We start from the raw sequence: 16,520 nt of genomic DNA, 5'->3' as shown, positions 1-16,520 counted from the left end.
CGATCAGGCACCGTGGCTTGCTCCTTCGTCGCCTACGCCACGGCGCCTGATCGACGGGACGGGCGCGAACCCGCCGCTGCGCGGCGGATCCCTCCTCGAGGTCGGGATGTGCGGGGTTGCGAGGGTGGGTCGTGGCGGATTGGGGGTGGGGTGAGGCGGCGTCAATGTTGTTGGTGGGGCCCCTTAGGATTGGGGCGTGACCAGCGCAGCCCCAGACAACTCGCGTAATCGTGCCGATGCCCTGCCCAAGAGCTGGAACCCCGGCGAGGTAGAGGCCGACCTGTACGAGGGCTGGGTAGACGCCGGATACTTCGGCGCCGACGCGACCAGTGGCAAGCCCGCCTACTCGATCGTGCTGCCGCCGCCGAATGTCACCGGCACCCTGCACATGGGCCACGCGCTCGACCACACCCTCATGGACACCCTCACCCGGCGCAAGCGGATGCAGGGCTACGAGGTGCTGTGGCTGCCGGGCATGGACCACGCGGGCATCGCGACCCAGACCGTGGTGGAGAAGCAGCTCGCCGCCGACGGCAAGACCAAAGAGGACTTCGGCCGCGAGCTGTTCATCGACAAGGTGTGGGACTGGAAGCGCGAATCCGGTGGCGCGATCCAGGCGCAGATGCGTCGCCTCGGTGACGGTGTGGACTGGAGCCGCGACCGCTTCACCATGGACGAGGGTCTCTCGCGTGCCGTGCGCACCATCTTCAAGAAGATGTACGACGCGGGCCTGATCTACCGGGCCGAGCGCCTGGTGAACTGGTCGCCGGTGCTGAAGACCGGCATCTCCGACCTCGAAGTCGACTACAAGGACGTCGAGGGCGAGCTGGTCTCGCTGCGCTACGGCTCCCTCGACGACAACGAACCGCACGTCGTCGTCGCCACCACCCGCGTCGAGACGATGCTCGGTGACACCGCCGTGGCCGTGCACCCGGACGATCCGCGCTACGCCGCGATGATCGGCTCCACCGTCTACCACCCGATCACCGGCACCCAGATCCCGGTCATCGCCGACGACTACGTCGACCCGGAGTTCGGCACCGGCGCGGTGAAGATCACCCCCGCGCACGACCCCAACGACTTCGAGATGGGCCTGCGGCACAACCTGCCGATGCCGACGATCATGGACGAGGGTGGCCGGATCACCGGCACCGGAACCGAATTCGACGGCATGGACCGCTTCGAGGCGCGCGTGAAGGTGCGTGAACGCCTCCAATCCGAGGGCCGCGTGGTCGCGGAGAAGCGGCCGTACACGCACAGCGTCGGTCACTCCGAGCGTTCCGGCGAGCCGATCGAGCCGCGCCTGTCCATGCAGTGGTGGGTCAAGGTCGAGTCGTTGGCCAAGGCGGCCGGTGACGCGGTGCGCGGCGGCGACGTGAAGATCCATCCGGCGAGCCAGGAACCGCGCTGGTTCGACTGGGTCGACAACATGCACGACTGGTGCATCTCGCGTCAGCTGTGGTGGGGCCACCGCATCCCGATCTGGTACGGCCCCGAGGGCGAGATCGTCTGCCTGGGCCCGGACGAGGAGGCACCCGAGGGCTGGGTGCAAGACCCGGACGTGCTCGACACCTGGTTCTCTTCCGGCTTGTGGCCGTTCTCCACCATGGGTTGGCCGGACGCCACCCCGGAGCTGGCCAAGTTCTATCCGACCAGCGTGCTCGTCACCGGCTACGACATCCTGTTCTTCTGGGTGGCCCGGATGATGATGTTCGGCATGTTCGTCAGCGACGACCCGGCGCTCACGGTCGGGGAGGGCGGACAGAAGCAGGTCCCGTTCGAGGACATCTTCCTGCACGGCCTGATCCGCGACCAGCACGGCAAGAAGATGTCGAAATCGCGCGGCAACGGCATCGACCCGCTCGACTGGATCAACTCCTACGGCGCCGACGCGCTGCGTTTCACCCTGGCCCGCGGCGCCCAGCCGGGCGGTGACCTCTCGGTCGGCGAAGCGCACGCGCTGGCCTCGCGCAGCTTCGTCACCAAGCTGTTCAACGCCACCAAGTTCGCGCTGATGAACGGCGCGCGCTCCGGTGAGCTGCCCCCGCGCGAGACCCTCACCGACACCGATCGCTGGATCGTCGACCGGCTCGACGAGGTGCGCGCCGAGGTCGACGCCGCCTTCGACGCCTACGAGTTCGGCAAGGCCTGCGAGGCGCTCTACCACTTCGCCTGGGACGAACTGTGCGACTGGTATCTGGAGCTGTCGAAGGTGCAGTTCGCCGAGTCCGACGCGCGCGCCGAGAGCACCGCGGTGGTGCTGGGCACGGTCCTGGACGCGGTGCTGCGCCTGCTGCACCCGGTGATCCCGTTCGTCACCGAGACCCTGTGGAAGGCGCTGACCGGCGGCGAGTCCGTGGTCGTCGCGCCGTGGCCGAGGGCGAGCGGCATCGCCACCGACACCGTGGCCGCGCAGCGCGTCGCCGACGCCCAGCGCCTGATCACCGAGATCCGCCGCTTCCGCAGCGACCAGGGCCTGGCCGACAAGCAGAAGGTGGAGGCCACCCTGGTCGGCCTGGACGCGGCGGGTCTGACCGGTTTCGCCGGCTCGGTCGCCAATCTGGCCCGGCTCACCGATCCGGGTGCCGACTTCGCCACCACCGCCGAGGTGCAGGTGCGCCTGTCCGGCGCGACGGTCACCGTGCAGCTCGACACCTCCGGTGCCATCGACCTCGTCGCCGAGCGCCGCAGGCTGGAGAAGGATCTCGCGGCCGCGCAGAAGGATCTCGACCAGACCACCGCCAAACTCGGCAACGCGGAGTTCCTCGCCAAGGCGCCGCAGCAGGTGGTCGACAAGATCACCGGTCGCCGCGAGGTGGCCGCCGCCGAAGTCGCCCGCATCGGCGCCCGCCTCGCGGAGCTGAGCGCCAAGTGAGCGACGAGCCGGACCCGCAGTTCGGGGGCGAGGACTACCAGGCGGCCCGGCTCGGTGCCGGTCCCTCCCCGGTCGAGCTGGCCGAGCTGGCCCTGGTCGAGGCCGAACTGGACAAGCGCTGGCCGGAAACCAAGATCGAGCCCTCGCTGACCAGGATCGCCACCCTGATGGATCTGCTGGGCAACCCGCAGCGCAACTACCCGGCCATCCACGTCGCAGGCACCAACGGCAAGACCTCGGTGACCAGGATGATCGACGCGCTGCTCACCGCACTGCACCGGCGCACCGGCCGGATCACCAGCCCGCACCTGCAGCTGGCGACCGAGCGGATCAGCATCGACAACACCCCGATCGGCCCGGCCCGCTACGTGGAGACCTACCACGAGCTCGAGCCCTACATCGAGATGATCGACAAGCAGTCCGCGGCGGCGGGCGGCCCGGCGATGAGCAAGTTCGAGGTGCTCACCGGCATGGCCTTCGCCGCGTTCGCCGAGGCTCCGGTCGATGTGGCCGTGGTCGAGACCGGTATGGGCGGCACCTGGGACGCGACCAATGTCATCGACGGGCAGGTCGCGGTGATCACCCCGATCGGCCTGGACCACACCGAATACCTCGGCCCCGACCTCGAGTCGATCGCCAAGGAGAAGGCCGGGATCATCAAGCGCGCCCCCGAGCAGCTGATCCCGGTCGACACCGTCGCGGTGATCGCCCAGCAGGAACCCGAGGTGATGGACGTGCTGCTGCGCCGCGCCGTCGCGGCCGACGCGGCGGTGGCGCGCGAGGGCGCGGAGTTCCGGCCGCTGGAACGCGCGGTCGCGGTCGGCGGGCAGCTGCTCACCCTGCAGGGACTCGGCGGCGTCTACGACGAGATCTTCCTGCCGCTGCACGGCGAGCACCAGGCGCGCAATGCCGCGCTGGCACTGGCCGCGGTGGAGGCGTTCTTCGGCGCCGGCGCCGAACGGCAGCTCGACATCGAGGCGGTGCGCGCCGGTTTCGCGAGCGTGACCAGCCCGGGCCGGATGGAGCGGATGCGCAACGCGCCCACCATCTTCGTCGACGCCGCGCACAATCCGGCCGGCGCGCAGGCCCTGGCGAACACCCTGACCAGCGAGTTCGACTTCCGCAAGCTGGTCGGTGTGGTCGCCGTGCTCGCCGACAAGGACGCCGCGGGCATCCTCGACGCGCTCGAGCCGGTCTTCGACGAGATCGTCGTCACCAGCAACGGCTCGCCGCGGGCCATGGATGTCGACGCCCTGTCCGATCTGGCCGTGCAGCGCTTCGGCGACGAACGGGTGATCACCGCCGACACCCTGCCCGACGCGCTGGAATCGGCGATCGCGCTGGCCGAGCAGGCCGGCGACGAAGGCGATGTGATCTCGGGTGCGGGCGTGGTGGTCACCGGTTCGGTGGTGACCGCGGGCGCGGCCCGTGCCCTGTTCGGAAAGGCTCCCTCATGAGCGAGGTTCCACCCCCGGCCACCGATCCGTGGAAGGGTCTGCGCGGTGTCATGGCGGGCACGCTGGTCCTGGAGGCCATCGTGGTGCTGCTGGCGCTGCCAGTGGTCGCCGATGTCGGCGGCGGCGTGACCTGGTTCTCCGGCACCTACCTGGTCGGGCTGGCGGTGCTGATGTTCCTGGGCGCGGGCGTGCAGCGCAAATCGTGGGCGATCCCGTTCAACCTGGGTCTGCAGGTGCTGCTGCTGGCCGGCACCTTCATCCATCTCTCGATCGGCGTCATCGGTCTGGTCTTCGTCGCGGTGTGGGCGTTCATCCTGGTGCTGCGCTCGGATGTGCAGCGGCGGATGGACGCCGGGCTGTTGCCGAGTCAGCGGATGAAGCGGCCGGAGTCCTCCTGAGCGGCTCAGGGGTCCCGCTCAGCGCGGCGCCGCGGGCGACGCTAGTGTTACCGCGTGACTGAGCAGACGTTGGTACTCATCAAGCCGGACGGTGTCTCCCGTGGACTCGTCGGCGAGGTGCTCGCGCGCATCGAGCGCAAGGGCCTCACCCTCCAGGCACTGGAGCTGAAGAACGTGTCCGTGACGCTCGCCGAAGAGCACTACGCCGAGCACGCCGAGCGGCCGTTCTTCGGCTCGCTCATCGAGTTCATCACCTCGGGCCCGGTCGTGGCGGCCGTGCTGGAAGGCCCGCGCGCGATCGCGGCGTTCCGTCAGCTGGCCGGCGGCACCGATCCCGTCGAGAAGGCCACCCCCGGGACCATCCGTGGCGACTTCGGTCTGGAGACCCAGTTCAACCTCGTCCACGGTTCCGACTCGCCCGAGTCCGCCAAGCGCGAGATCGCGCTCTGGTTCCCCGAATTTCCCGCTTGATCTGCTGTCCTCGCTCGTCGCGCCCGGTCCGGGCGTGACGAGCTCGAGTGACGCCGGGTTCGCGTGAGTTGCGCCGATGGCGATCCCCGCGCGAACCGTATGGGATACTGACTATGGATGTGTTCGATGCCGAACCCTGTCGCGCAGGTACGTGACAGCGGCGACGGACATGACCGGATGACACCGCGGTTGGATGCCGATCATCGCTGCCACGGACGACCCTGTTGCTGGGGCCGCCCGCGCAGGCACGCTGGATGAGCGCTCGGAGCGCGGCGTCACGCCGTACAGCCAGGCGCCGTGTGACCGGTTGGCCCGCCAGATGATCGATACCAGGCGCGACCGGACACGCGGGGCGAGACCAGATGACCCTCGCACCATCGGGTGCGAGGTGCACGGACGATGCCCCCGCGTCGGCCGCGTACACCCGTACCGGGGATGCGCGCCCGGGGGCCCGAGGAGACTTCGTGGCCGAACAAGAGCCGCTGGACACAACACAACAGGATGCCGATCAATTGCCGGAGCGAATTCGAGTTCATGCACTGGCCAAGCGGTTGGGAGTGACCAGCAAGCGCATCCTGGCCAAACTGGCCGAACTGGGGACCGAGGCGCGTAGCGTCCAATCCAATGTCGATCGGGCGGTCGCCGAGACCGTGCGCGACGCCATCGCCGCGGCCGACGCCGACACCGGCGAATCCCCCGCATCCGCGACGGCCCAGCCGTCCACCGCCCCCGTCGCCGAGCAGCCGGCCGACCCGACCGCGGCGCCCGCCGCACTGTTCTCCGCACCGCAGGTCGCGCGCACCGACGAGGTGTTCGCCGCGATCGCCGACGACGCGCACACCGGCCTGTTCACCCACCGGGTTAGCGAGGCCCCCGCCCCCGCCGAACCGGTGGTCTTCGAGGCGCCCGCCGCCGTGGCCGCACCGCTGTTCCTGCCGCCGGACGCCACCGCCGCCGAGGAGACCCGCAAGCGCCGCCGCGCCGAGCGCACCCCCAAGCGCACCGAAGAGCCCGCCGCCCCCGCCGAGGAACTCGAGACCGAGACCGCGGCCGAGGACGAGTCCGCCGACACCACCGACGCCGACACCGATCAGTCCGGTGACCACGACGCCGACGGCCAGCCGCGCCGCCGTCGCCGTGGCCGCCGTGGCCGTGGCCGGGGCCGGGGCGAGCAGTCCGCCGACGGCGAGGACACCGACGACGAGTCCGGCGAGACCGACGAAGAACCCGCCGCCGCGACCGAGACCGCCGCCGACAGCGCGGAGCAGGCCGAAGACACCGACGACGAGGACGAGGACGGCACGCTGCCCGAGGGCGCGAGCCGCCGCCGCCGTCGCCGCCGTCGCCGCAAGGTGGGCGGGGAGTCCGGCGAGGACGCCGCCGCCGAGGACGATCCGCCGAACACCGTCGTGCACGAGCGCGAGCCGCGCAACAAGAGCCGCAGCCGGTCCGGTTCCGACGAGGTGCAGGGCATCTCCGGATCGACCAGGCTCGAGGCCAAGCGTCAGCGTCGCCGGGACGGCCGGGAGGCCGGACGCCGTCGTCCGCCGATCCTGACCGAGTCGGAGTTCCTGGCCCGCCGCGAAGCGGTCGACCGGGTGATGGTCGTGCGGGAGAAGGCCTTCGACGCCGCCGAGCACGCGCCGGGTCACCAGATCACCACCCAGGTCGCGGTGCTCGAGGACAACATCCTCGTCGAGCACTTCGTCACCAGTTCCGGCCAGGCGTCGATGGTGGGCAATGTCTACCTCGGCAAGGTGCAGAACGTGCTGCCCAGCATGGAGGCGGCGTTCATCGATATCGGCCGCGGCCGCAACGGCGTGCTCTACGCCGGTGAGGTGAACTGGGAGGCCGCGGGCCTCGGCGGCAAGGAACGCAAGATCGAGCAGGCGCTCAAGCCCGGCGATCAGGTGCTGGTACAGGTGTCCAAGGACCCGGTGGGTCACAAGGGCGCGCGCCTGACCACCCAGATCTCCCTCGCGGGACGCTTCCTGGTGTACGTGCCGGGCGGCACGTCGACTGGGATCAGCCGCAAGCTGCCCGACACCGAGCGCAAGCGGCTCAAGGAGATCCTGCGCGAGATCGTGCCCGCCGACGCGGGCGTGATCATCCGCACCGCGTCCGAGGGCGTCAGCGAGCCGGAACTGGCGCGCGATGTCGAGCGGCTGCAGGCCACCTGGCGGACCATCGAAGAAGCCGCCGCCAAGGAGTCCAACGCGCCCAAGGCTCTCTACGAAGAGCCGGATCTGCTGGTCAAGGTGATCCGCGATCTGTTCAACGAGGACTTCTCCAAGCTGGTCATCGAGGGTGACCGGGCCTGGAGCACGGTCGAGAACTACGTGCGCACCGTCGCGCCGGACCTGCTGCCGCGAGTGAACCGGCACGAGAACAACGGCGTCGACGTCTTCGGGACCTTCCGGATCGACGAGCAGCTGGCCAAGGCGCTCGACCGCAAGGTGTGGCTGCCCTCGGGCGGCACCCTGGTGATCGACCGCACCGAGGCGATGACCGTCGTCGACGTCAACACCGGCAAGTTCACCGGTTCGGGGTCGAGCAACCTGGAGGAGACCGTCACCAGGAACAACCTGGAGGCGGCCGAGGAGATCGTGCGCCAGATGCGGCTGCGCGATATCGGCGGCATGATCGTCGTCGACTTCATCGACATGGTGCTCGAGTCCAACCGCGATCTGGTGCTGCGCCGCCTCACCGAGGCGCTCGGCCGCGACCGCACCCGTCATCAGGTCTCCGAGGTCACCTCGCTCGGCCTGGTCCAGATGACCCGCAAGAAGCTGGGCACCGGGCTGGTCGAGGCGTTCTCCACCACCTGTGAGCACTGCCACGGCCGCGGCATACTCGTGCACTCCTACCCGGTGGACGCCGGGTCCGGGGTCGAGGAGCCGCGCGCCAAGGAAAGCGGCTCGCGCCGCCGCCGCGGCAAGGACAAGGACCGCGACAAGCAGCCCGCGCCCGCCGCCCCGGCGACCAACGGCACCGCGCCGCACGCCGAGCACGGTGAAGAGGACATCGCGGTCAAGCGGGCCCACCCGGTCGCGCTCGCGATGGCCGCGCACCACGGCGAGGAGGGCGAGCCCACCGACGAGGTGAGCGCCGAGACCGGCACCGCCGAGGCGGTACCGGCCGAGGCCGCGCCCGAGGCGCCCGCCGAGCCGACCAGGCGGTCGCGTTCGCGGTCGCGCCGGTCGAGCCGTAGCGCGGGGGCGCAGTCGTCCGAGGCGGCGACGGAGAGCCCGGCACTGACCGGCGTCATCCCGGCCGAGTCGGCGGCCGCGGCTGCTGAAGCCGAGGTTCCGGTGGTCGCCGAGGCGACGTCTGCCGATAGCCCAGCGCCCACCGAAGCCGCCGAGGCCGAGGTCACCGAAACCGCGGCCGCTGAGTTCACCGCCGCGGAGCCGGTCCCCGCGGCCACGGAGCCGGTGGCTGAAGCCACGGAGCCGGTGGCAGCCGAACCAGAGCCCGCCTCGGTCGCGGCGGAGCCCGCACCCCGCACGCGCAGGCGCCGGGTGGCCCGCTCCACCGCGGCGCCCGCACCCGACAGCGCGGGCGCGGTGTTCGTCCTCTCGGCAGGCGAGCAGCCGCCCGCCGCCGTGGTGGACTTCGCCGCCGAGCCCGTGGTCGTCCCGGAACGTAAGCCGCGCCGGCGCGCGGTGGGTCGTCCCGCGGGTGCCCCGGCGCCCGAATCGAATTAGCCCGATTGCCCCCGATTCAGCCCTGACCGGCCGAATTGGGGGAGCGGTAGCCGTTCTGGTAACCTAGGTCGGTCGCTGCCCCGCGATTGGGCATCCGGCCGGACGGCCGGGTGATACCGCAGGCAGCCAAAGTTCTTCCCCCGCCATGCGGGGATGAGCCCAGAAATACGCGTCGCAGCTGTGGCGTGGACATGTGCAGGACCAACGTGAGTGGAGGAAGCCGACCGATGGCAGCGTACGCAATCGTCAAGACCGGCGGAAAGCAGTACAAGGTCGCGGTCGGTGACCTGGTGAAGGTCGAGAAGATCGAGGGCGCGCCCGGCACCGCCGTGGCCCTGACCCCGGTTCTCGTCGTCGACGGTACCGATCTGACCACCGATGCCGACAAGCTGGCCAAGATCTCCGTGGCCGCCGAGGTCGTCGATCAGACGAAGGGTCCGAAGATCCGGATCCACAAGTTCAAGAACAAGACCGGCTACCACAAGCGCCAGGGTCACCGTCAGCCGCTGACGGTCATCAAGGTCACCGGCATCAAGTAAGAATTCCCGAGGAGACGAAGCAATGGCACATAAGAAGGGTGCATCCAGCTCCCGGAACGGTCGTGATTCGAACGCCCAGCGCCTCGGCGTGAAGCGCTTCGGTGGCCAGAAGGTCAGCGCGGGCGAGATCCTCGTCCGTCAGCGTGGAACCCACTTCCACCCCGGCGTGAACGTCGGTCGTGGCGGCGACGACACCCTGTTCGCCCTCGCGGCGGGCGCGGTCGAGTTCGGCACCAAGCGTGGCCGCAAGACCGTCAACATCGTCGTCCCGGAGCCGGTCCAGGCCTGACCGCCTGGAGCATTTCGCTCCCCACGGACACCAGAGCGGGTCAGGGTTGCTTCCCTGACCCGCTCTGTCGTGTCCGTCACCCCCTACCGCAAACGACCAGTCAGAAGGAGGAGGATCAACCCATGTCCAAATTCATCGACCGCGTCGTGCTGCATGTTCGTGCCGGTAGAGGTGGACACGGTTGCGCCTCGGTGCATCGTGAGAAGTTCAAGCCGCTCGGCGGTCCCGACGGCGGCAACGGCGGCAACGGCGGCGACGTCGTGCTCGAGGTCGACGCCAACGTCCACACCCTGCTCGACTTCCATTTCCACCCGCACGCCAAGGCGGGCAACGGCAAGCCAGGCGAGGGCGGTAACCGCGACGGCAAGATGGGCACCGATCTGGTGCTGAAGGTGCCCGACGGCACCGTCGTCGTCGACGACGAGGGCAAGGTCGTGGTCGACCTGGTCGGCATCGGCAACCAGTTCGTCGTCGCCAAGGGCGGCCGGGGCGGGCTGGGCAATGCCTCGCTGGCATCCAAGGCGCGCAAGGCGCCCGGTTTCGCGCTGCTCGGTGAGGAGGGCGAAGAGCTCGACCTGGTCCTGGAGCTGAAGTCGGTCGCCGACGTCGGCCTGGTCGGGTTCCCGTCGGCGGGCAAGTCCTCGCTGGTGTCGGTGCTGTCGGCGGCCAAGCCGAAGATCGCCGACTACCCGTTCACCACGCTGGTCCCGAACCTGGGCGTGGTGGCCAGCGGCGACACCACGTTCACCGTCGCCGACGTGCCCGGCCTGATCCCCGGCGCCAGCGACGGCCGCGGCCTCGGCCTGGACTTCCTGCGCCACCTGGAACGCTGCGCGGTCCTCGCGCACGTGGTGGACTGCGCGACCCTGGAACCCGGTCGCGACCCGGTCTCCGATGTCGACGCGCTCGAAGCCGAACTTGCCGCCTACAAGCCCGCGCTGACCGGTGACGAGAGCCTGGGCGACCTGGCCGACCGGCCGCGCGTGGTCATCCTCAACAAGACCGACGTCCCCGACGGCGCCGAGCTGGCCGAGATGGTGACGCCCGAGTTCGCCGAGCGCGGCTGGCCGGTCTTCGAGATCTCCGCAGTGAGCCGCGCCGGTCTGCGGCCGCTGACCTTCGCGCTGGCCGACATGGTCCGCCAGTACCGCGAGGACCACCCCAAGGCCGCCCCGAAGCGCCCGGTGATCCGCCCGATCGCGACCGACGAGTCCGGTTTCAGTGTGCTCGCCGATCCGCAGGAGCCCGGTGGTTTCATCGTGCGCGGCACCCGCCCCGAGCGCTGGGTGCGCCAGACCCAGTTCGACAACGACGAAGCCGTCGGCTATCTGGCCGACCGGCTCGCGCGCCTCGGCGTCGAGGCCGAACTGGTCAAGCAGGGTGCTGAGCCCGGCTGCTCGGTGACGATCGGCGATGTGTCCTTCGAATGGGAGCCGCAGGTCTCCGCCGGTGTCGACATCGTGCCGACCGGCCGCGGTACCGACATCCGGCTGGAGAACAACGACCGGGTCGGCGCGGCCGAGCGCAAGCTCGCCTCGCGCGCGCGCCGCGGTCTGCTCGACGAAGACGGGAAGTAGGGGTCCGGCCGCGTCGGCGCCGGTCGAAAACCGGTGTCGCACGCGGCCGTTCGATCGGCATACTGCGGTGGGTCAGGCCGTCGACGACGGTGATCGCGGTGCAGGGAGTGAAGCGATGCAGGTGAGTTCGGAGTTGAGTGCGGCGCGCCAGGCCATCGTGTCGGCGCGCGCGGTCGTGGTGAAGATCGGATCGTCGGCGCTGACCAGCCTCGAGGGCGGTCTGGACACCGATCGGCTCGACCGGCTGGCCGACGCCGTCGAAGCGCGGATGCGCGCCGGGTCGGACGTGGTCGTGGTGTCCTCGGGCGCGATCGGCGCCGGGATCGCGCCGCTGGGGCTCTCGCGCAGGCCCAAGGATCTGGCCACCAAGCAGGCCGCGGCGAGTGTCGGTCAGCTGGCCCTCGCCCACGCGTGGGGCACCTCCTTCGCCCGGTACGACCGCACGGTCGGCCAGGTGCTGCTCTCCGCCGACGATTTCGCCCGCCGCGAGCATCACCGCAATGCCCAGCGCACACTGGACCGGTTGCGGTCGCTCGGCGCGGTCGCGGTGGTCAACGAGAACGACACCGTCGCCACCGAGGAGATCCGCTTCGGCGACAACGACCGCCTCGCCGCCCTGGTGGCGCATCTGGTCGGCGCCGACGCGCTGATCCTGCTCTCGGATGTGGCCGGTCTCTACGACGGCGATCCGCGCAAGGGCGCCGCCACGTTCATCCCCGAGGTCCGCAGCAGCGCCGACCTCGACGGTGTCATCGCGGGCAGCGGCGGCGCGCTGGGCACCGGCGGCATGGCCTCCAAACTCTCCGCCGCCCGCCTCGCCGCCGACGCGGGCATCCCCGTGCTGCTGGCCTCGGCCGCCGACGCCGCGACCGCCCTCGGCGCGGGCACTGTCGGTACCGCCTTCGCCGCCCGCCCGGTCCGCCTGTCCGGCCGCAAGTTCTGGGTCCGCCACGCCGCCGACACCCGCGGTGCGGTGCTGCTCGACGCGGGCGCGGTCACCGCCGTCACCGAACGCCGCTCACTGCTCGCCGCCGGCATCACCGGCATCCGTGGCCGCTTCTTCGGCGGCGATGTCGTCGACCTGATCAGCCCCGACGAGCGGATCATCGCCCGCGGCGTGGTCGAATACGACAGCACCGAACTGACCACCATGCTCGGCCGCTCCACCACCGACCTGCCCGACACCATGCAGCGCCCGGTCATCCACGCCGACGACCTGGTCAAGGTCTGATCCGGCCCGGCCCCGGCCGTAAATACACCGGGCGCGTCGAGAGGTCGAGTTCGCGCCCGTCACCGATGTCCACCCGCACCAGCTGCCGGGATTCGCGTTCCTCGACGGTATGCCGGGAGGCAGGATTGAACACCTCGTCCACCGTCGCGAGCATCCCCCCACCCGCGCTACCCGACCGCCGCGTCTTGCGCCAATGAACCCACCCGCGCCGCTCGGCCCAGAGCCCGAGCTGGTCGATCCCGACCACCACCGCGGCGAAGGTGCCCACGTACAGTGCGACGTCCACTACCTCTCCTCGGATTCCATGAGCAAGACGGCGCTACTGTCGATCACCGGGCGGGGATCCCGGCTCAACCAGTCTGCCGGGCCTTTCGCACCGGGTCGAGGCATCAGGGGGTGATGCCTCGACCCGGCGTGCCGAACGGACCGGCGGCGCACACGCCACGATGTCAGGTGGTGGCGCCGGGTTGCGGCACGGTGACCGACGTTGTGGCGCATCGGATCATCGCCGGGGTGGGATGACTCCCGGCTGATCCAGGTCTGCCGGAGCGAGTGGGGGTGGAGCCGGTTGTGGTTGGGGGGCTTCCGCGCCGGGGATCGGACCGGTGACGCCGGGCTGGCCGCCGGGGTCGGACATGTCGGCTCCGCCGGGGAGCGGCGCCGGATTGTTCGGTGCTGGTGCCGGTGCCGGTGGTTCTGCTGAAGGTGGTTGTGGCGCAGGTTGTTCCGAGGTTGGCGCGGAAGGCTCCGGCTGTGGTGGTGCTTCGCTCGGTTGTGGGGCTTCAGGTGCCGGTGCGGGGGCTTCGCTCGTGGTCGGGTTCGAGTCCTGCTGTGTGGGTGGCGAAACCGGTGCCGGGGGAGCGGGGGGCTCGCTGGTGGGGGCAGAAGTTTCGGGAGTGGGCGGCGTGGTCGTCTCCGGCGCGGGGGCTTCGCTGGTGGGTGCGGGCTGCTCGACGGGGGCAGGGGTTTCCGGGGCGGGTGGTGTGGTCGTTACCGGCGCGGGGGATTCGGTGGGCGGGGTGCTCTCCGGTCCCTGGGGTGCGGGCGCCTCGGTGGTCGGTGTGGGGGTGTCCGAAGGTGGGGTGGTCGCCTGGCCCTGGGGCGCCGGTGTACCGGGTGCCGGGGTCTCGGTGCCGGGCGTGCCTGCCTGCGGGGACTCGGCCCTCGGTGCCGGCGTGGACCCCTGGCCGTACGGCGAACCATTCTGTCCCACAGGCGATTCCGATCCAGGGGCGCCGGGGGGAGCGGGCAGGGCCGGTACGCCGGTGCCTGCCAGTGAGTACGCGGGCTTGTAGATCATGTTCATCGCCAGCACGGCTTCCTGGCGCAGGGCCTCGGCCGCCATCTGGGCATCGATCACGTGCGCGGCCTCGAGCAGGCGGGCGACGGTGCCGATCGGGCCGGAATCGCCGGGGGCGACGACGGCCAGCTTCACCGCTTCCGCGGCCGCCGCGACACCGCCGAGCCGCCCACCGACCTCGGCGACCACCCCGGCCAGTTCGTCGAGTGCCTCGGCGAAGGCGCGGGTGCTGGCGAAGGCGGCATCGGCGGCGGCGCCCTCCCAGCCGGTCTCGGCGATCACCCGGTCGGCGTCGGCCTTGGTCAGCGGCATCGTGGTGCTCAGCGCGGCGGCGGATTCGAGCCAGGCGATCGAGGCGCCCAGGATCGCGCCCGCGTCGATCTGCTGGGTGCGGGCGTGGATCTGTTCGTGCGGCATGGATTCGAAATGCTCCATGGCACTGATGTAGGTGGGGTCGGTGCCGCTCATCAGCGCATCCGGGTGTCGACGGCGCGCAGGGCGGCGGCGGCAGCGGCGTCGGCCTCGTCGTAGAGGCCCGCGCTGAGCAGGAACGCTTCTTTCATCCGGTAGGCGGCCTCGATGTAGTGATCGATCAGCTCGGCGGCGTCGCGGGCCTTGTGCGCGAAACCGGCCTGCAGCTGCTGGGCGGAGACGAAACCACCGAATCCGCCTGCCTCGGCGGCGGTTTCGAGCCGCTGACGTAACTGCCCGAGCCGGTCGGCCTGCTGTTCGTAGAGTGCGGCGCACTGGCGTGCGGCATCGGGTTCGAACTTCAGCGTTCCCGTCGCGGCGGCGGTGCGGAACCGGGAGATCTCGGCCCTGCTGGTCTCGATCGTCATCGCGTCTCCCCTCCAGATGAAGCGTCTGCGGTCCAGGCTAGCCGGACCTTCGGCTGTGCGAACTGTGCGCCGGTGCGAGCCTGCGTTGCAGCTGGGCGGCGAGCTGGCCGGTCGACGCGGGCACCACGTGTACCGTTTCCCCTGCTCGCAGCAGGTATCGGCCGTCGCCTGCGACGTCGATCCAGCTGTAGTGCACCGGTGTGGCCGCAACGGTGCGGTCCAATCCGGTCTCGATTCTGATGTGCCCCTCCGCGGTGTGCTTGCGGCGCAGTAATCGCTGGATCCGCGGCACCGCGGGGTGCGTGGCCACCACCGTCTCCTCGTCGCGCACGGCCTCGGTGGCGGCCTCGCGCGCGGGTTCGCGTCCGGGCGGCGTGTCGGGCAGGCAGCCGGTGATCCGGGCGCCCATCCCGGCGGTGTGCCCGATCGAAACCCGCACACTGCCACCGTAATCGGGGCGCGTCCCGGGTTCCTGCACCACCAGCACCGCGCGGTCGTAGACAGCGCAGGCCAGGAGCCGGATCTCGCTGCCGGGTGTGTGTCCACCGCCGACCAGCACGATCCTGGTGTGGGGTTCGGCGATGATCCGCAGACAGGCGGTGAGGTCGGGATCGGCGCCGCCGGGTAGTCGCTGGTCCAGGCCCGACCGCAGCCGGGTGGCCTCGTCCTCGGTGTGCGGCGATTCCAGCAGCCGGATCGGGAACGGCACGCGGTCCTGCCCGGATTCCCGCCAGACGTGCGCGAATTCGTCAGCGGTGAAGGTCCAACCCATTGCCGATCCCATCCTTACCGAGCCAGGACGAGGACAGCCTATCCGCCCAGTCCGATTCCGGCGTGGCGATCCCGGCCATATCTCCGAACGGAACCATCTCCGGTGGCCACAGTAGTGGCGGAGATGAGTAGACAGTTGAGTATTTCGGCGGACGCCCACCGCCCGCCGGACTCCTACCTTCGGACACAGATCTGCCGAATGGAGGAGCCATGTCCCCTGCGCGCCCGCTCACCGCCGCCCTGGCCGCCGTTCTCGTCCTGGCCACCGCCGCGGCGTGTAGCGACGACTCCGGATCGAAGACCTACTACGGCGACGAACGCGCCATGGGCGACGGCCAGATCCGCACCTACGTGATCACCGACGAGGGCACCCCGACCGAACTCGGCCTGCGCATCGACGCCGCGGCGCTGGAGGGCCTGCCGATGCCGGCCACCATGCCGGAGGGCCCGCCACCGGCCAGTCCAGCGCTGGCCTTCCCGGAGGAAGCCGAGGGCACGGTCATCGACCACCTCACCTTCGACTGGGTGCCGCACGGTCATCCGCCGGTCGGCATGTTCGACGAACCCCATTTCGACACGCACTTCTATTTCGTCGACGACGCCACCGTGCAGGCGATCAGCCCCGAGGACCCGCAGTTCCTGACCAAGGCCGCCACCAAGCCCGACGAGAAGTACATGCCGACCGGCTTCACCACCCTGCCCGAGCCGCTCGAGGTGCAGGCGGTGCCGTGGATGGGTGTGCACTGGGTCGACGGCACCACCCCGGTGGTCCCCGGGCAGTTCGACTTCACCCAGGTGCTCATCAACGGCGCCTGGGACGGCCAGTACATCTTCACCGAGCCGATGTTCACCAGGGCCTGGCTGCTCACCAAGCCGCAGTTCACCGGCGAGATCACCCAGCCGCAGGCCTACCAGCATTCGACCCGGTACCCGACCACGTATTCCATCCGCTACGACGAACAGGCCGACGACTACCTCGTCGCGGTCGGCGGCCTGACCGAGCGAGCCGCCTCCTGACCCTTCTGTAGCCTCCTCACCTGCGAGTATGCTCGGATACTCGGAGGTG

Annotated in this window: 14 protein-coding genes; 10 read left to right on the top strand and 4 right to left on the bottom strand. The window is 70.3% G+C overall.

From position 1 onward, the window contains the following. Positions 1–196 precede the first annotated feature (196 nt). From ACFXK0_RS23385 to proB, 9 genes are all read left to right on the top strand, one after another. Positions 197–2,875 carry a valine--tRNA ligase gene (locus ACFXK0_RS23385; protein ID WP_379412816.1) on the top strand — a complete coding sequence of 893 codons (2,679 nt, stop codon included), beginning with the start codon at positions 197–199 and terminating at the stop codon, positions 2,873–2,875. Then, positions 2,872–4,332 carry a bifunctional folylpolyglutamate synthase/dihydrofolate synthase gene (locus tag ACFXK0_RS23380; RefSeq protein WP_379412815.1) on the top strand — a complete coding sequence of 487 codons (1,461 nt, stop codon included), beginning with the start codon at positions 2,872–2,874 and terminating at the stop codon, positions 4,330–4,332. The genes ACFXK0_RS23385 and ACFXK0_RS23380 overlap by 4 nt, the downstream gene beginning before the upstream one ends. Continuing rightward, positions 4,329–4,730, top strand: coding sequence for a DUF4233 domain-containing protein (locus ACFXK0_RS23375; RefSeq protein WP_379412813.1), 402 nt, complete (start codon positions 4,329–4,331; stop codon positions 4,728–4,730). Before ACFXK0_RS23380 ends, ACFXK0_RS23375 begins: the two co-directional genes overlap by 4 nt. Before the next feature lie 54 nt (positions 4,731–4,784). Next, complete coding sequence (gene ndk / locus ACFXK0_RS23370) at positions 4,785–5,201, top strand: nucleoside-diphosphate kinase (protein WP_379412812.1); 417 nt, start codon at positions 4,785–4,787, stop codon at positions 5,199–5,201. Between the two features lie 464 nt (positions 5,202–5,665). Further along, entirely contained in the window at positions 5,666–8,908 is a 3,243-nt protein-coding gene (locus tag ACFXK0_RS23365) for a translation initiation factor IF-2 N-terminal domain-containing protein (RefSeq protein WP_379412811.1), read from the top strand. Positions 8,909–9,135: 227 nt separating this feature from the next. Next, positions 9,136–9,447, top strand: a complete 312-nt coding sequence (rplU, locus tag ACFXK0_RS23360) for a 50S ribosomal protein L21 (protein WP_379412810.1) — start codon at positions 9,136–9,138, stop codon at positions 9,445–9,447. Positions 9,448–9,469: 22 nt separating this feature from the next. Next, positions 9,470–9,736, top strand: a complete 267-nt coding sequence (gene rpmA / locus ACFXK0_RS23355; RefSeq protein ID WP_067486232.1) for a 50S ribosomal protein L27 — start codon at positions 9,470–9,472, stop codon at positions 9,734–9,736. A gap of 122 nt (positions 9,737–9,858) precedes the next feature. Then, the gene (obgE, locus tag ACFXK0_RS23350; protein WP_379412809.1) at positions 9,859–11,313 is read left to right on the top strand and encodes a GTPase ObgE; all 1,455 of its coding nucleotides are present in this window, start codon (positions 9,859–9,861) and stop codon (positions 11,311–11,313) included. Positions 11,314–11,446: 133 nt separating this feature from the next. Then, on the top strand, positions 11,447–12,544 hold the full coding sequence (gene proB, locus ACFXK0_RS23345; RefSeq protein WP_379412825.1) for a glutamate 5-kinase: 1,098 nt from the start codon (positions 11,447–11,449) through the stop codon (positions 12,542–12,544). On the opposite strand, the gene ACFXK0_RS23340 is transcribed toward proB, so the two are convergent. The 4 genes from ACFXK0_RS23340 to ACFXK0_RS23325 form a co-directional block, all read right to left on the bottom strand. Beyond that, positions 12,534–12,830: a DUF6191 domain-containing protein gene (locus ACFXK0_RS23340; RefSeq protein ID WP_379412808.1), complete on the bottom strand. Its 297-nt coding sequence runs from the start codon at positions 12,828–12,830 to the stop codon at positions 12,534–12,536. The genes proB and ACFXK0_RS23340 overlap by 11 nt on opposite strands. 216 nt (positions 12,831–13,046) lie before the next feature. Further along, the gene (locus ACFXK0_RS23335) at positions 13,047–14,312 is read right to left on the bottom strand and encodes a hypothetical protein (RefSeq protein ID WP_379412807.1); all 1,266 of its coding nucleotides are present in this window, start codon (positions 14,310–14,312) and stop codon (positions 13,047–13,049) included. Continuing rightward, a complete protein-coding gene (locus ACFXK0_RS23330; RefSeq protein ID WP_379412806.1) occupies positions 14,312–14,683 on the bottom strand; it encodes a hypothetical protein in 372 nt (123 codons plus the stop codon). Before ACFXK0_RS23330 ends, ACFXK0_RS23335 begins: the two co-directional genes overlap by 1 nt. Before the next feature lie 37 nt (positions 14,684–14,720). Further along, positions 14,721–15,455, bottom strand: coding sequence for an ESX secretion-associated protein EspG (locus ACFXK0_RS23325; protein WP_379412804.1), 735 nt, complete (start codon positions 15,453–15,455; stop codon positions 14,721–14,723). Between the two features lie 209 nt (positions 15,456–15,664). Between ACFXK0_RS23325 and ACFXK0_RS23320 the strand changes: the two genes are divergently transcribed. After that, on the top strand, positions 15,665–16,471 hold the full coding sequence (locus ACFXK0_RS23320) for a DUF5602 domain-containing protein (RefSeq protein WP_379412803.1): 807 nt from the start codon (positions 15,665–15,667) through the stop codon (positions 16,469–16,471). Positions 16,472–16,520: the final 49 nt, after the last annotated feature.

This window comes from Nocardia sp. NPDC059177, assembly GCF_042755165.1.
Classification (GTDB): Bacteria; Actinomycetota; Actinomycetes; order Mycobacteriales; family Mycobacteriaceae; genus Nocardia.
The sequence above is the reverse complement of the archived record's forward strand: the minus strand, read 5'-3'. Positions and strand labels throughout refer to the sequence as shown.

Coding starts and splice junctions, on each gene's coding strand:
- ACFXK0_RS23375 (WP_379412813.1), top strand. CDS start 4,329: ATGAGCGAGGTTCCACCCCCGGCCACCGATCCGTGGAAGGGTCTGCGC.
- rplU (WP_379412810.1), top strand. CDS start 9,136: ATGGCAGCGTACGCAATCGTCAAGACCGGCGGAAAGCAGTACAAGGTC.
- rpmA (WP_067486232.1), top strand. CDS start 9,470: ATGGCACATAAGAAGGGTGCATCCAGCTCCCGGAACGGTCGTGATTCG.
- obgE (WP_379412809.1), top strand. CDS start 9,859: ATGTCCAAATTCATCGACCGCGTCGTGCTGCATGTTCGTGCCGGTAGA.
- ACFXK0_RS23335 (WP_379412807.1), bottom strand. CDS start 14,312: ATGAGCGGCACCGACCCCACCTACATCAGTGCCATGGAGCATTTCGAA.
- ACFXK0_RS23330 (WP_379412806.1), bottom strand. CDS start 14,683: ATGACGATCGAGACCAGCAGGGCCGAGATCTCCCGGTTCCGCACCGCC.
- ACFXK0_RS23325 (WP_379412804.1), bottom strand. CDS start 15,455: ATGGGTTGGACCTTCACCGCTGACGAATTCGCGCACGTCTGGCGGGAA.
- ACFXK0_RS23320 (WP_379412803.1), top strand. CDS start 15,665: ATGTCCCCTGCGCGCCCGCTCACCGCCGCCCTGGCCGCCGTTCTCGTC.